We start from the raw sequence: 14,967 nt of genomic DNA on the forward strand, positions 1-14,967 counted from the left end.
TGCGCGGCATGATGGATCAGTGATCGTTGTCGTAGCGCCCGGTCAGGGCTCCCAGAAACCCGGATTCCTCGAACCGTGGCTGGCCGACCCCCAGCTCGCCGACCGCCTCGCGTCGCTCTCCGACGCTGCAGGGGTCGACCTCGTCGCCCACGGAACCACGTCCGACGCCGACACCATCCGCGACACCGCCGTCGCGCAGCCGCTCATCGTGGCGGCCGGCATCCTCACCTCCCACGCGCTCTTCTCCCGCGTCGACCGTGCGAAGGTCGCCGGCGTCGCCGGCCACTCCGTCGGCGAGTTCACCGCCGCGGCCGTCGCCCACGTGCTGAGCGACACCGACGCGGTGGCCCTCGTCGCCGAGCGCGGACGCGCCATGGCCGACGCCGCCTCCCTGGTCGAGACCGGCATGAGCGCCGTCCTCGGAGGCGACGAGGCCGAGCTGCTCGCGCGGCTCGACGAGCTGGGCCTCTCGCCCGCCAACCACAACGGCGGCGGCCAGATCGTCGTCGCGGGCGAGCTCGCCGCCCTCGCGGCACTCGCCGAGACGCCGCCCGCCAGGGCCCGGGTCATCCCCCTCCAGGTCGCCGGCGCCTTCCACACGCGGTACATGCAGTCCGCGGTCGAACGCCTGCGGACCGCGGCGTCGGCCGTCCCGGCCGCGGATCCCGACCTGACGCTGTGGACCAACCACGACGGCACGGTCGTGGCCGACGGAGGACGCTTCGTCGATCTGCTCGTCGGCCAGGTCTCGTCGCCGGTCCGCTGGGACGCCACCATGGAGTCGTTCTCGGCCGCCGGCGTCACCGGACTGATCGAGCTCGCGCCGGCCGGCGCCCTGACCGGCCTCGCCAAGCGTGCGCTGAGGGGCGTCCCCTCGGTCGCCGTCACGACACCCGACGACCTCCAGGCCGCCGTCGACCTCATCGAGGGAGCAGCATGACCACCCCCCAGCTCAACCAGAACACGGGCGCGCAGTTCACCCGGATCTACGCGCTCGGCGCCGCCCGAGGCGAGAACGTCGTCCCGAACGCCGACATCATCGAGCCGATCAACTCCTCCGACGAGTGGATCCAGCAGCGTACCGGCGTCATCACCCGGCGTCGCGCCGGGAAGGACGTCAAGGTCGTCGACCTCGCCGAGACCGCCGCGAAGGAGGCCATCGAGAAGTCCGGCATCCGCCCCGACCAGATCGGCGCCGTCCTCGTCTCGACCATCGGCGGAGGCGTCGCCACCCCCTCGGTCGCCTCCCTGCTCGCCGAGCGCGTCGGCGCGAACCCGGCCGCCGCCTACGACATCTCGGCCGCTTGCGCCGGATTCACCTACGGCATCGCCCAGGCCGACTCCTTCGTGAAGTCGGGGCTCGCCGAGTACGTGCTCGTCGTCGGAGCCGAGAAGCTCAGCGACATCATCGACCCGACCGACCGCACCATCTCGTTCCTCCTCGCCGACGGCGCCGGCGCCGCGATCGTCGGCCCCGCAGACAGTGCGGGCATCGGCCCGACCGTCTGGGGTTCCGACGGCTCGAAGTGGGACGCCATCGGCATGACCAGCACGATGGTCGAGTACCGCGAGGGCGCCGGCGACGTCGCCTGGCCGACCCTCCGCCAGGAGGGCCAGACCGTCTTCCGCTGGGCCGTCTGGGAGATGGTCAAGGTCGCCAAGCTCGCTCTCGAGCGCGCGGGCGTCACGCCCGACCAGCTCGCGGCGTTCGTGCCGCACCAGGCCAACATGCGCATCATCGACGAGTTCGCCAAGCAGCTGCGGCTGCCCGAGTCGGTCGTGATCGGCCGCGACATCGCGACCACCGGCAACACGTCGGCGGCGAGCATCCCCCTGGCCACCCACCGCCTGCTCGAGGAGAACCCTGAGCTCAGCGGAGGGCTCGCCCTGCAGATCGGCTTCGGCGCCGGACTCGTCTTCGGCGCCCAGGTCGTCGTGCTCCCGTAGCGCGCCGCCTCGCCCCACCCCCTCGGCCTGTATAGGCTTTACCCCGGTCAACCGACACCCCCTCAAGGAGAACAACACCATGGCACTGTCCACCGAAGAAGTCCTCGCCGGCCTGGCCGAGCTCATCAACGACGAGACCGGCATCGCGACCGACACGGTCGAGATGGGCAAGTCGTTCACCGACGACCTCGACATCGACTCGATCTCGATGATGACCATCGTCGTCAACGCCGAAGAGAAGTTCGACGTCAAGATCCCCGACGAAGAGGTCAAGAACCTCAAGACCGTCGGCGACGCCGTCACCTTCATCACCAAGGCACAGGACTAGACGTCAGCTGCCCGGTCGTGCCCGCGAGGGCCGACCGGGCGCACACGTCCACGGTGCCGTCCGGCTCCCGGGTCACCGACCCGACCGGGCCGTCGCCCCTTCAGGAGAATCGTCATGACCAAGAAGATCGTCGTCACCGGCCTGGGTGCCACCACCCCGCTCGGCGGTACCGCCACCGAGAGCTGGCAGAACCTGCTCGCCGGGCAGTCCGGCATCACCACCCTCGAGCAGGACTGGGTGGCCAAATACGAACTGCCCGTCACCATCGCCGGACAGGCCCGCGTGCCCTCCGCCGACGTGCTCGACCGCCGCGAGACCAAGCGCCTCGACCCCTCGAGCCAGTTCGCCCTCACCGCCGCCCGCGAGGCCTGGGCCGACGCCGGCGCCCCCGAGGTCGTCCCCGAGCGCTTCATCGTCGACTGGGCCACCGGCATCGGCGGTGTATGGACCCTGCTCGACGCCTGGGACACGCTCCGCGAGAAGGGTCCGCGCCGCGTCCTGCCGATGACCGTGCCCATGCTCATGCCGAACGGTCCCGCCGCCGCCATCTCGATGACCCTCGGCGCCCGCGCCGGAGCCCGCACCGTCGTGTCGGCCTGCGCCTCGAGCACCGAGTCGATCGCGATGGCCTACGACCACCTGCAGTCCGGACTCGCCGACATCGCCATCGCCGGCGGCTCCGAGGCCGCCATCCACCCGATGCCGCTCGCCTCGTTCGCCGCCATGCAGGCCCTGTCCAAGCGCAACGACGACCCCGCCACCGCCTCGCGGCCCTACGACGTCACCCGTGACGGCTTCGTGCTGGCCGAAGGAGGCGCGGCGCTCGTCCTCGAGACCGAGGAGCACGCGCTCGCCCGCGGCGCACGCATCTACGCCGAGCTGATCGGCGGAGCGGTCACGAGCGACTCGTACCACATCACCGCTCCCGACCCCGAGGGCAACGGGGCCGCCCGCGCCGTCATCGCGACCCTCGAGAACGCGGGCGTGGACCGCGACCAGGTCGTGCACGTCAACGCGCACGCGACCAGCACCCCGGTGGGCGACATCGCCGAGTACCACGCCATGAAGCGCGTCTTCGGCGAGCACACCCCGAAGCTCGTCGTCTCGGCGACCAAGGCCGCGACCGGGCACCTGCTCGGCGGTGCCGGCGGCATCGAGGCGCTCTTCACGGTGAAGGCCCTGCACGAACGCGTCGCTCCCCCGACGATCAACGTCACCCAGATGGACGACGAGATCGACATGGACGTCGTCGTCGGAGAGCCCCGCGCGCTGCCCGAGGGCGAGATCGTGGCCCTCAGCAACTCGTTCGGCTTCGGCGGCCACAACGCCGTCGTCGGATTCCGCTCCGTCTGAACCACGAAGGAGGCGCGGGTCGGGTGATCACCCGACCCGCGCCTCCTCGTCTCCCGGCGTCGCGGCCGTCCGGTCAGCCGACCTTGTGGAGCCAGACCACCGGGTTGCCCTCGCCGCTGTAGCGGAACGGCTCGAGCTCGTCGTCCCAGGCCTGGCCGAGGGCGAGACGCAGCTCACGGTGCAGCTCGAGTGCGTTCGAACCGGCGATCTCCATCGCGTACCGGATGCGATCCTCCGGGACGACCGTGTTGCCCACGGTGTCGGTCTGCGCGAAGAAGACGCCGAGGTCGGGCGTGTGCATCCACCGACCTCCGTCGTGGCCGGCGTCGGGATCCTCCGTCACCTCGTAGCGGAGGTGCTCCCAGCCGCGGAGGGCCGACGCGATGCGCGCCCCCGCGCCCTCCTCGCCCTGCCACGAGAACTCGGTCCGCTGGGAACCGCCGAGGACGGGCTGGTCGACCCAGGCGAAGTTGACGGCGTGCCCGAGGGCACGACCGACAGCCCACTCGACGTGTGGGCACAGTGCACGAGGGGACGAGTGCACATAGAGCACTCCCCGAGCCATTGCAGCAGCCACGATTCCTCCATTCGGTTAGGTGCGACTTCCCCATCGACCTGGTGAACGAGTGAAACGGTGGCTTCTCGTGCTGTCTGAAATTATGCGCGGACGGGTCCGCTGCCTGAATCATCGCAGACGGACCGGCCGCATCACAACTGTGTAACTCCTGCCAATGGTCCGCGGTGCCGACCGTCGGGCGAGCTACTTCGCCTGGGAGTAGTCGTCGACGACCGCCACCGTCACCGGGAACCGCACCGGGGCCTCGCCGAAGAGCAGCCGCCCGGCCGCCACAGCGCTCTGCTCGACGATCGCGACCACCTCGTCGGCGACGTCCGCCGGACTGTGCACCACGATCTCGTCGTGCAGGAAGAACACCAGGTGCGGGGCGCCCTCGCCGCGCCCGGCGAACCGCTCGTGCAGGGCCGCGCGGGTGGCGCCCATCCAGCACAGCGCCCACTCGGCCGCCGTGCCCTGCACGACGAAGTTGCGCGTGAACCGGCCCCAGGCCCGTGCGTCCCGACCGACCGGGCCGCGATCCATCTCGGGCGGGAGGTCGGCGGCGACCGCCTCGCCCGGTCTCGGCGAGCTGCGGCCGAGGAGGGTGCTCACGACTCCCCCGGCCTCGCCCGTCCGGGCCGCGGCCTCGACGTACTCCATCGCCTTCGGGAACCGCCGCGCGAGGCGCGGCACGAGGCGGCCGCTCTCACCCTGCGTGGCGCCGTACATCGCGCCCAGCATGGCCACCTTGGCCTCGGCCCGGGTGGCCACGGCACCGCTCGCGACGATGCCCTCGTAGAGGTCGCCGTCCCCCGCCGCGGCCATCGCGACGTCGCGCGAGAGCCCCGTCAGGATGCGCGGCTCGAGCTGCGAGGCGTCGGCCACCACGAGGGTCCATCCGGGATCGGCCACGACGGCGGCGCGGACCGCCTTCGGGAGCTGCAGCGCGCCTCCTCCGCTCGTGGCCCATCGCCCGGTGACGACGCCGCCGGGAACGTAGTCGGGTCGGAACCGGCCCTGCCGCACCCACGCGTCGAGCCAGGCCCAGCCGTTCGCGACGAGGAGGCGCTGGCGCCGTTTGTACCGCAGCAGCGGCTCGACCACGGGGTGCTCGTGCCGTCGGAGCTCCCACTTGCTCGTCGAGGCGACGCCCAACCCCGCGCGCTGCAGCACCTTGAGCAGGTCGGCGGGCGAGTCGGGGTTGAGGTCGGGGGCCCCGAGCGCCGCGCGGATCTCGTCGACGTCGTCGCGCATCCGGACGGGACGCTCCCCGCCGCGGGCGGGCCGCGGGCCGAGCGCCTCGGTCAGCAGGCGATCGTGGACGGTCGCGGACCACGGGATGCCCCGGTGATGCATCTCGCAGGCGACGAGCGCACCCGTCGACTCGGCCGTCGTGAGGAGCTCGAGCCCGCCCCGACCGGGGCTCGACTCGATGGCCCGTCGCTGCCGCAGGAACTCGCCGACCGGGTCGGGGAGGGACTCCGGCACCACCTCGAACAGCCCGGCCACGTCGTCGACGCCGGCCTGCGCGACGTCGTAGGGGCCGGCGGCCGCGCCGTGCAGCTCGCTGCCCACGGTCGCCTCCGAGCCGCGCAGGAGCGCGTGGCAGAGGCGCAGGTCGACGCAGCGGGCGACGCGGACCCCGAGGCCGAGGAGGCGCGGGTACCACCGCCGGGTGTCGTCCCACACCCAGCGCGGCGACGTCTCGACCTCGCGCGTGGCGACGGCCATCGCCAGATCGGCCTCGTCCACGACGACGGACTCGCCCACCACCGGAGCCGTCCCGGGCTGGGGCCGGCCCACGGGGGTGAGCTCGGCCCCGCCGTCGGGCAGACGACGGAGGACGATGAACACCAGACGATCATGCCACCGGCGACCGACACCGGAGGACGGTCGCCCGGCCTCGCGCGGGCCCGCCGCGTCGACGCCGTGCCTCCGCGGTCGCTCGGCTCCGGCCCGCTCAGTGCAGCAGGGCGCCGTCCCGATCGAGCACGTTCTTCTCCCCCGCCTCGACGGGCACGGACAGACGGTTCTGCGCGGGCGGGATCGGGCAGTTGAAGTTGTACGAGAAGGCGCACGGAGGCAGCACCGCCCGGTTGAAGTCGAGCTCGATCGTGCCGTCGGAGCCGGGCGTGGGGAACAGGAACCGCCCCACCGAGTAGGTGCTGTCGCCGTTCGTCGTGTCGCCGAAGACGAGCTGGAGTCGATCGCGATCGCCGCTCGGGAACGCCGCGAGCTCGTAGTCGACCCCGTCGCGGCGGAACCGGATCAGTCCCGGCAGGGGCTTCGGGCGACTGAGGTCGAGATCGTTCTGGTGGCGGATGTCGACCTGCGTGCCGGGGGCGGTCGGCACGAACTCCGCCGAGACGACCCAGCTCGGATCGTAGGGGAACGCGTCGATCGAGCCGAAGGCCTCGATGGCCTCCGAGCGGGCGTCCCACACCCGCAGGGCGTACGACGTGTGGTCGTCGTTGGCGATGATCGTGCCGCTCCGACCGTCGGCGAAGCGGATGGAGCTCGGCGTCATCGCGTCGTCGCCCGCGACGAGCACCGACCCGTCGACGGGATCGCCGTCGACCACGATGCCGTCGGAGGGCGTCGCCGTGACGCGGAGGCCGGAGACGCCGACCGGTGTGGGACCCCAGAGGCCCGGGACGCCCCAGATCGGCTGCTCGCCGTCGACCCACTGCGTGTTGACCAGTGCCAACGGCCCGGTCGGCCCGGCGACGCGGTCGTGACGCAGGGCGTGGAAGCGGTCGAGCTCGTCGCTCGCAGTGGTGTCGGTCATGCCGGGGTCCTCTCGGGTGGCGCGGTCACGGGCGGGTCGGACGAGTCGCGCCGACTGGTCGCGCCGACGGATCGCTGAGGAGGTCAACGCGCCGGGCGGGCCGGACATGCCCGCCGCCCGTTCAGAGCGGGTCGTCGCCCGCGAGCCGGCTCAGCTGCTGCTCGAACGACACGACGGACTCGAACGGGTCGACCCGCTCCGTCGCGTGCCGGGACACCAGGGCGGCGAACTCGCCCGCGGCGCGGGTCACCCGCTCGGGCAGACCGGTCGTCGTCTCGTCGCCGCCGCCCCAGTCCTCCGACGCGGCGAACACCGACGTCGGGACGACCACGGCCCGGAGGTACGAGAAGAGCGGTCGGAGCGCGTGGTCGAGCACCAGCGAGTGCCGCGCCGTCCCGGCCGTCGCCCCGACGAGCACCGGGGTGCCGGTCAGGGCGTCGTTGGCGATCACGTCGAAGAACGACTTGAACAGCCCGCTGTACGACGCGGTGAACACCGGGGTCACGGCGATCAGTCCGTCGGCCGCCGTGACCTCCTCGATGACCGCGGCCAGCGCCTCCGAGGGGAACCCCGTCAGCATCGCGTCGGTGATGTCGTGCGCCAGGTCGCGCAGCTCGATCACCTCGAGGTCCGCCGGGACTCCCTCGGTGAGGAGGGTGCGAGCGGTCGCCTCGGCGAGACGGTCGGCCAGGAGGCGGGTCGACGAGGGCTGACCCAGCCCCGCGGACACGACGACGATCTTCTTGGTGCTCATGGCGTGCCTCCTCGGCTCAGCGGGTCGGGGCGGCGAGGGCCGCGTCGGACGTCGTCTCCGCGGGCTGCGAGTCCCGTGCGGCCGCGACGAGCGAGGCGTGCGTCGGGGCGTCGGGCACGTGCGCGGGGCGGTTCGTCGCGAACTCGCGACGGAGGACGGGCACGACCTCCTCGCCGAGGATGTCGAGCTGGTCGAGCACCGTCTGCAGCGGCAGGCCGGCGTGGTCGATGAGGAACAGCTGGCGCTGGTAGTCGCCGACGTAGTCGCGGAACCCGAGGGTGCGGTCGATGACCTCCTGGGGGCTGCCCACGGTGAGCGGGGTCTGGCTGGTGAAGTCCTCCATCGACGGGCCGTGGCCGTACACCGGGGCGTTGTCGAAGTAGGGGCGGAATGTGCGCTTCGCGTCCTGCGAGTTCTTCGCCAGGAAGACCTGACCGCCGAGCCCGACGATCGCCTGGTCGGCGCGGCCGTGGCCGTGGTGCTCGAAACGGCCGCGGTAGAGCTCGACCATCTGCTTCGTGTGCGAGGCGGGCCAGAAGATGTGGTTGGCGAAGAAGCCGTCGCCGTAGTAGGCGGCCTGCTCGGCGATCTCGGGGCTCCGGATCGACCCGTGCCAGACGAAGGGCGCGACACCGTCGAGCGGGCGCGGAGTCGCCGTGAAGCTCTGCAGCGGGGTGCGGAAGTGACCCTTCCAGTCGACGACGTCCTCGCGCCAGAGGCGGTGCAGCAGGGCGTAGTTCTCGATGGCCAGGTTGATGCCCTGACGGATGTCCTTGCCGAACCAGGGGTAGACCGGGCCGGTGTTGCCGCGACCGAGCGTCAGATCGACGCGACCGCCGGCGAGATGCTGCAGCAGGGCGAAGTCCTCGGCGATCTTGACCGGGTCGTTCGTGGTGATGAGCGTCGTGGCCGTGCTGAGCACGATGCGCTCGGTCTGGGCGGCGATGTACGCCAGGAGGGTCGTCGGGCTCGAGTTCACGAAGGGCGGGTTGTGGTGCTCGCCGGCCGCGTAGACGTCGAGGCCGACCTCCTCGGCCTTCTTCGCGATCGTGACCATGGCGTTCAGGCGCTCGTGCTCGGTCGGGGTGCGACCGGTCGTGGGGTCGGTCGTGATGTCGCCGACAGAGAAGATTCCGAACTGCATGGGAACCACCTTAGCTCAAGTGCATACGTTTGCATGCAGTTGGGGGAACGGCGGGGCGCGCGGGAACATTCCCGACGCCGCTGCCCGCTGCGCTCCGCTGCCGGCGCACCCTCGCGCGGCTCCGCGGCGGGACGCGGGCGCCCCTCCGCATGATCCGTTCCGCGAACCGCGCTCTTCCGTCACCCCGCTGGCGGCAACTCCTGCCTGCTGCCGCACGCACGGCGCGACACGCCGGCACCGACGCCCGCGCGCCGCACGAGGGAGGAGTTGCCGACGGGGAATGTCGGCCGCTCCACCGGTCCCCCGGCGCCGCCGACGGACGCACACGGCTATGACGCCGCCTCCCCGGACGGCAACTCCTGGCGGCTGCCGCACGCACGGCGCGACACGCCGGCAGCGACGCCCGCGCGCCGCACGAGGGAGGAGTTGCCGACGGGGGAGGTCAGCCCGAAGGGCGCGCGGTGCGGCCGGAGCAGAGGGACCGGCGGGGCAGAGGGGTCGGCAGAGCGACGGGGCGGAGCGCGCTACTCGACGGGCGGGGCGAGGCGGAGGTACTTCTCCGGCACCGAGGCCGACGTGACCGGGCCGTCGCCGTCGCGGTCGAGCTGCGGCGACGCGAACTCCACCAGCCAGGTGCGCGCCGACCCTCCGATCGCCGACACGCCCTGCCATGCCGAGCCGCCGGCCCGGACGATGACGCCCGTCGGGCCGTACGGCCACGGGCTCCCGGGGTCCTCGTCGGAGTCGAGGACGTAGACCTGCGCGCCGATCCCGAGCCGCGGCGAGACGGCACTGGCGCCGTCGAGGGGGCCCGAGTCCGAGGCCCATCCCCGGTCGTCGTCGCGATCGTCGTCGGCCGGTGTGCCTCGTGTCCGTCGGGTGAACATGCAGACATGGTGACACGACCGGCGTCGGCGCAGGTAGATCCGCGGCCGCCGTGTCGCGCGGCGCACGACAGCGCGGTCGCCGAGTCGCACGGCTGGTAGGGCGGACGGGACTTGAACCCGTGACCGATCGATTATGAGTCGACTGCTCTAACCGGCTGAGCTACCGCCCCTCGTCTCGCCGGCGACCTCAGGAGGCGCGGGTCGGCGGGACGTCGGCGGCCTCGGCCACCGGCTCCCCACGATACAGCGACTCGAAGACGCTCACGGTCCGCTGGATGTCGTGCCCTTCGATGACGGCGAGACTGGCCCGCCGCATGGCGAGGTACTCGTCGTCGCTCGCCTCGAACACGCGGGTGAGCTTCGCGGCGAGGTCGCGGCTGTCGCCCGGTCGGAACAGGTAGCCGTTGACGCCGTCATCGAGCAGGTGCGGCAGCGCCATGGCGTCGGCCACGACGATCGGCAGGCCCGAGGCCATGGCCTCCAGGCTGGCGATGCTCTGCAGCTCGGCGATGGAGGGCATGGCGAAGACGGTCGCGTCGGTGAGTCGCCGTCGGAGCTCGGTGTCGGAGAGATAGCCGGCGAACGTCACCCGGGCGGCGAGGCCGAGGTCGACCGTGAGCTGCTGGAGCTGCTTCATGAGATCGCCGCCGCCGACGATCGTCAACCGCGCGTCGAGTGCCGGGTCGATGAGCGTCATCGCTCGCAGGAGGACGTCGATCTGCTTCTCCGCCGTGACCCGCCCGACGAACACGACCTCGTTGCCGGCGGGACGATCGTCGCGGGCGGTGTAATCGGAGGCGTTGATGCCGCACGAGACCGCCAGCACACCCGTCACATCGACCGAGCGCTCAAGGAACGTCGCCGCCTTCTTCGTCGGGGTGGTGATCGCCGCGACGTGCGTGTAGGTCTTGGCGGCGTCGCGCCAGGCGAGACGCACGGCCGTGGCCCGCAGGGCGTGCGGGAGGCCGGTGTGCTCGAGCAGGTTCTCGGGCATGAAGTGGTTCGTCGCGATCACCCGGATCCCCCGGCGGTTCGCGACCTTGACCACGGCTCGCCCGATCACGATGTGCGACTGGATGTGCACCACGTCGGGGCGGATCCGATCGATGATGCGCTCGGCGTTGGACTCCGCACGCCACGGCGTCGCGAAGCGCAGCCAGTCGTGCAGCGGCCAGCGGGTCGAGTAGAGGCGGTGCACGGTGAGGGTCTGCCCGTCGTGCTCCTCGAGGAAGGTGCCGTGGTGCCGGCTGGCTGCCGGGCAGATGACGTGCACGTCGTGCCCGCGACCGGCGAGACCGACGGCCAGGCGCTCGGCGAAGTTCGCGGCGCCGTTCACGTCGGGCGGGAACGTGTCGGCCGCGATCAGCACCGTGAGGCGGGAGCCGGCGTCGGACGGGCCGGCCGAGCCGGTGGGTTTCGGGGCGGGTGTCACGTCTCGTGGCGTCCTTGTGCTCGTGGTTCTCGGTGGCCTGGACGGTTCGGAACCGCCGCGGGAGACCACGGTAGCTCAGCTTCGCTTGGCGGGCTGGTATTTGGCGAGCTGGAACACGCCGTAGACCGCGATCGCGCCGGCCACGAGGAAGAGCACGGCGGCGACGGGCGGCGCGTTGGCCGCCTCGCCCAGCACGACGATGCCGATCGTGACGGCGACGATGGGGTCGACGACCGTGAGGCCTGCGATGACGAGGTCCGGGGAGCCGGACGAGTACGCGTTCTGCACGAAGTAGCCGCCGAGCGCGGCGGCGGCGATCAGCATGATGATGCAGACGATGCTGAGCCAGTCGAAGTTGCCGGCGAAGACCCGGTTCAGCACGACCTTCGCCAACGTCGCGACGAACCCGTAGAGGACGCCGGCGCCGATGATGTAGAAGAGCGCGCTGCGGCGATGGCGCAGCGCGACGAACGCGACGGCGAGCACGGCTCCGACCACGAGCAGGATGACCAGCACCGTGATCAGCTGCCGCGTCGTGATCTCGGTCTCGATCGCGGTGAAGGCCGCGACGGTGGCGAAGAGCCCGATCCCGCCCACGCAGATGGCGATCGAGCGCTTCACCCGACCGGTGAGACGCCGACCGGTGGACCGGGCGTTCAGCACGGCGGTGATCACGAGGGCGACCGCGCCGAGCGGCTGGACCACGAGCAGCGGAGCGATGCGCAGACTCGTCAGCTGGAAGATGACGGCGAGGCCGAGCATGAGCGTGCCCATGACCCACGACGGCCGACCGATCAGCGCCAGGATCTGCCGGACGCTCATCCCGCTGCGCGAGGCGCCCAACCGGTTCTCGACCTTGGCCACGCCCCGGTGCTGCAGTTGCGCGCCGATCGAGAGGAACACCGCGCCGATCAGCGCGATGGGGATACCGAGGGCCTGGAACGGGGTCAACGAGACCTGCTCGGTCAGATCGCTGAGGTTCGGGCTCACGCCGTCCACGGTAGCGCTCCGCCTCTCGATAGTCTGGACGAATGGCCGTTCGTCCCATCACCATCACGGGAGATCCCGTGCTGCACTCCCCCGCCTCCCCCGTCGTCGAGGTCGACGACGATCTGCGCACCCTGGTCGCCGACATGTTCGAGACCATGGACGCCGCACCCGGGGTCGGTCTCGCCGGCCCGCAGGTCGGCGTCGGCCTGCGTCTGTTCGTCTACTCGTGGACGGACGACGACGGCGAGCAGTGGCGGGGCGTCGCCCTCAACCCGGTTCTCTGGCAGAGCCCCCTCTCGATCGAGCCGCTCGACGACGACGACGAGTCCGAGGGGTGCCTCTCGGTGCCCGGCGAGCGGTTCCCCCTGCGTCGCGCCGAGAGCGTCATCCTGCGGGCGACCGACCTCGACGGCGACGAGTACGAGATCGAGGCGCACGGCTGGCTCGCTCGGATCTTCCAGCACGAGTACGACCACCTCGACGGCGTCCTCTACGCCGACCGTCTCGAGCACCCGTTCCACAAGGCCGCGGCCAAGGCCGTCAAGAAGGCCGGTTGGGGCGCCCCGGGCCGGACCTGGCTGCCGGGCGTCGACCACCCCGAGGGCTGAGACCCGACCCGTCGAGGAGGCGCGCGACCGGTGACCCCGGAGCGCGCCTCCTCGGTATCAGGGCATGAAAAAAGGCCCAGAGGGTGGAGCCTCTGGGCCTTCGCTCCCCGACTTGGACTCGAACCAAGAACCTGCCGGTTAACAGCCGGCTGCTCTGCCAATTGAGCTATCGAGGAATGGCAGCTGCTTCGAACCGAGGTTCTCAACAGCGGGCTCAACTCTAGCAAACATTCCGAGCCGATTCGAACCACCTGCTCGCCCCGGGCGCGCCGCCGGTCCGGAGTCCGGCTCGAGGCGCGCCCGGGGCCGCCTCAGTAGCCCTGCGCGGGGTCGACGACGCCGGCGAAGTCGCCGTCCCCGTTCAACGCCCGCACGTTCCGGCGGATGCGCTCGGCGAGCAGCGGAGCCGTCATCTCGGGGGTGTCGGCCTGATGCGGCGTGACGATCACGCGAGGGTCCCCCCACAGCGGGTGCCCCTCGGGCAGCGGCTCGGGCGACGTGACGTCCACGCCCGCACCCCAGATCCGCTCGGCCCGGACGGCGTCGACGAGCGCGTCCGTGTCGACGAGGTCGCCCCGGGCGACGTTCACGAGGACGGCGGTTGGTCTCAGCAGCGCGAGCCGTCGAGCGTCCAGCAGCTTCGACGTGCCCGGCGTCGCCGCCGCGGCGAGCACGACCACGTCGGCCTCGGGCAGCACCTCGTCGAGACGGTCGACGGTGACGGTGGTCTCGACGCCGTCGACCGGGGTGTTGCCGCGCCGGACGATGGTCACCCGGGTCTCGAAGGGCGCGAGCAGGCGAACGAGCTCGAGGGCGATGCCGCCGGCTCCCACGATGACCACGCGCTTGCCGTACAGCGAGATGCCCCGCTGCTCGGTCTGCCAGGCGCTCGCCTGCACCCGTGAGGGCACCACGCGCAACAGGGCGAGCACGAGCATGAGCGCGTGCTCGGCGACAGGCTCCGAGAAGGCGCCCTTGGCGCTCGTCCAGAGCGGTCGCGGACGATCGGCGTGCCGGGCCAGGATGTCCGCGAAGGCGTCGACGCCCGCGTAGGGCAGTTGGACCCACTCGATGCCGGGGTGCTCGCGCAGAGCGCGGTCGAGCCCGTCGACGTCGGAGTACGACAGCCAGACGAGGCCTCGCGTCTCGTCGCCGAGCGGCACGACGGCGCCCCCGGCGTCCTCCACGGCCGCGACGAACCGCGCGTTCTCGCGGGGCGCGAGGCTCACCGGGCCGGGCGTCGGCCGCCGCTCGGCGTCGAGCGCGGTGGTCGGCGCCGTCGACCGGTGACCGCGCTCGGCGGCGCCCGGCCCGCCCGACGCCGGGCTCACGACCGATCCCGCTCGTCGGGCCGGATGATGTCGATGGGCGTCGTCGTGGAGAGCACCTTGACGTACGGGTCGACCCCGTCGCGGAGCACCGAGTCGATGGTGCCCAGCCCGACCAGTCGGCCCGAGCGCATCACGGCGACGCGGTCGGTGATGGCCCGCGCCTCCGACACCGACGAGGTCACGACCACCGCGGAGAACCGCCGGTCGCTGTGCAGGTTCCGGATGACGTCGAGCACGGCCTGTCGGACGAGGACGTCGACCCCGCGAGCCGGCTCGTCGGCCACGAGGAGGCGCGGCTCGAGCACCAGGGATCGCGCCAGGGCCACCCGCTGCCGCTGTCCGGAGCTGAGCTCCCAGGTCTGCTTGAGCATCGTTCCGAGCGGCAGGTGCACCGCGTCGATGAGGTCGGCCACGAGCCGGCCCGCCTCGGTGCGGTCGAACCGCTTGTCGCGCTGGTAGATCGGCTGCGCGATGGTCTCGCCGACCGTGAGGTCGGGACTCAGCCGTTCGCCGTCGTCCTGGGCGAGGTAGCCGACCGTGCCCGAGAGGCGGTCCCGGCGGCGAGCCGACGACCTCACCAGGTCGAGCCCGAAGACGCGCGCCGCTCCCCCGACGATCCGCGGACGCCCCTCGGTGGGACGCTCGGAGCCCGCGAGCCCGGCCAGGGCCATCGCCAGGGTCGACTTGCCCGAGCCGCTCTCCCCGAGCACCGCGAGGATCTCGCCGGGCGCGACCGAGAGCGTGACGCCGTCGACCGCTCGGACCGCCGCGTGGCCCGTCCGGGCCGGGTACTCGAGCGAGAGATCGTCGGTGACGACGGGCTCGCCCAGGTCGAGGTCGACGGCCATC

15 protein-coding genes and 2 tRNA genes are annotated in these 14,967 nt (G+C 71.9%); 5 read left to right on the forward strand and 12 right to left on the reverse strand.

Annotation, left to right across the window (positions count from 1 at the left end; genetic code table 11):
• The first annotated feature begins 19 nt into the window (after window positions 1-19).
• The 4 genes from FFA01_RS02765 (at window position 20) to FFA01_RS02780 (ending at window position 3,628) form a co-directional block, all read left to right on the forward strand.
• Window positions 20-940, forward strand: a complete 921-nt coding sequence (locus tag FFA01_RS02765; RefSeq protein ID WP_146852773.1) for an ACP S-malonyltransferase — start codon at window positions 20-22, stop codon at window positions 938-940.
• Window positions 937-1,947, forward strand: a complete 1,011-nt coding sequence (locus FFA01_RS02770; protein WP_146852775.1) for a beta-ketoacyl-ACP synthase III — start codon at window positions 937-939, stop codon at window positions 1,945-1,947. The genes FFA01_RS02765 and FFA01_RS02770 overlap by 4 nt, the downstream gene beginning before the upstream one ends.
• A 79-nt stretch (window positions 1,948-2,026) precedes the next feature.
• Complete coding sequence (locus FFA01_RS02775) at window positions 2,027-2,275, forward strand: acyl carrier protein (protein ID WP_055797067.1); 249 nt, start codon at window positions 2,027-2,029, stop codon at window positions 2,273-2,275.
• Between the two features lie 114 nt (window positions 2,276-2,389).
• Complete coding sequence (locus FFA01_RS02780; protein ID WP_146852777.1) at window positions 2,390-3,628, forward strand: beta-ketoacyl-[acyl-carrier-protein] synthase family protein; 1,239 nt, start codon at window positions 2,390-2,392, stop codon at window positions 3,626-3,628.
• A gap of 73 nt (window positions 3,629-3,701) precedes the next feature.
• Here the strand turns inward: FFA01_RS02780 and FFA01_RS02785 are convergent, their stop codons facing one another.
• The 9 genes from FFA01_RS02785 to FFA01_RS02825 all read right to left on the reverse strand — a co-directional run bounded on the left by FFA01_RS02785 (window position 3,702) and on the right by FFA01_RS02825 (window position 12,179).
• Window positions 3,702-4,193, reverse strand: coding sequence for a DUF3145 domain-containing protein (locus FFA01_RS02785; protein ID WP_146853015.1), 492 nt, complete (start codon window positions 4,191-4,193; stop codon window positions 3,702-3,704).
• Between the two features lie 195 nt (window positions 4,194-4,388).
• Window positions 4,389-6,038, reverse strand: coding sequence for a bifunctional 3'-5' exonuclease/DNA polymerase (locus FFA01_RS02790; protein WP_146852779.1), 1,650 nt, complete (start codon window positions 6,036-6,038; stop codon window positions 4,389-4,391).
• Window positions 6,039-6,144: 106 nt separating this feature from the next.
• Complete coding sequence (locus FFA01_RS02795) at window positions 6,145-6,972, reverse strand: DUF1684 domain-containing protein (RefSeq protein ID WP_146852781.1); 828 nt, start codon at window positions 6,970-6,972, stop codon at window positions 6,145-6,147.
• Window positions 6,973-7,093: 121 nt separating this feature from the next.
• Window positions 7,094-7,726: an FMN reductase gene (locus FFA01_RS02800; protein ID WP_146852783.1), complete on the reverse strand. Its 633-nt coding sequence runs from the start codon at window positions 7,724-7,726 to the stop codon at window positions 7,094-7,096.
• Window positions 7,727-7,742: 16 nt separating this feature from the next.
• Window positions 7,743-8,870 carry an LLM class flavin-dependent oxidoreductase gene (locus FFA01_RS02805; RefSeq protein ID WP_146852785.1) on the reverse strand — a complete coding sequence of 376 codons (1,128 nt, stop codon included), beginning with the start codon at window positions 8,868-8,870 and terminating at the stop codon, window positions 7,743-7,745.
• A gap of 524 nt (window positions 8,871-9,394) precedes the next feature.
• Window positions 9,395-9,757 carry a hypothetical protein gene (locus tag FFA01_RS02810; protein WP_146852787.1) on the reverse strand — a complete coding sequence of 121 codons (363 nt, stop codon included), beginning with the start codon at window positions 9,755-9,757 and terminating at the stop codon, window positions 9,395-9,397.
• Window positions 9,758-9,850: 93 nt separating this feature from the next.
• Window positions 9,851-9,927, reverse strand: a tRNA-Ile gene (locus tag FFA01_RS02815).
• Window positions 9,928-9,944: 17 nt separating this feature from the next.
• The gene (locus FFA01_RS02820) at window positions 9,945-11,189 is read right to left on the reverse strand and encodes a glycosyltransferase (protein ID WP_146852789.1); all 1,245 of its coding nucleotides are present in this window, start codon (window positions 11,187-11,189) and stop codon (window positions 9,945-9,947) included.
• 75 nt (window positions 11,190-11,264) lie between these two features.
• Window positions 11,265-12,179, reverse strand: a complete 915-nt coding sequence (locus FFA01_RS02825) for a DMT family transporter (protein WP_146852791.1) — start codon at window positions 12,177-12,179, stop codon at window positions 11,265-11,267.
• Window positions 12,180-12,220: 41 nt separating this feature from the next.
• Here FFA01_RS02825 and def point away from each other — a divergent pair, with 41 nt between their 5' ends.
• Entirely contained in the window at window positions 12,221-12,787 is a 567-nt protein-coding gene (gene def, locus FFA01_RS02830) for a peptide deformylase (protein ID WP_146852793.1), read from the forward strand.
• A gap of 103 nt (window positions 12,788-12,890) precedes the next feature.
• Here the strand turns inward: def and FFA01_RS02835 are convergent.
• From FFA01_RS02835 to FFA01_RS02845, 3 genes are all read right to left on the reverse strand, one after another.
• Window positions 12,891-12,963 (reverse strand) — tRNA-Asn (locus FFA01_RS02835).
• 135 nt (window positions 12,964-13,098) lie between these two features.
• Complete coding sequence (locus tag FFA01_RS02840) at window positions 13,099-14,118, reverse strand: NAD(P)-dependent oxidoreductase (protein WP_146852795.1); 1,020 nt, start codon at window positions 14,116-14,118, stop codon at window positions 13,099-13,101.
• The gene (locus tag FFA01_RS02845) at window positions 14,115-14,966 is read right to left on the reverse strand and encodes an ATP-binding cassette domain-containing protein (protein WP_146852797.1); all 852 of its coding nucleotides are present in this window, start codon (window positions 14,964-14,966) and stop codon (window positions 14,115-14,117) included. Before FFA01_RS02845 ends, FFA01_RS02840 begins: the two co-directional genes overlap by 4 nt.
• Window position 14,967 lies beyond the last annotated feature (1 nt).

Source organism: Frigoribacterium faeni, assembly GCF_007988805.1.
In the GTDB taxonomy this organism is placed as follows: Bacteria; Actinomycetota; Actinomycetes; order Actinomycetales; family Microbacteriaceae; genus Frigoribacterium; species Frigoribacterium faeni.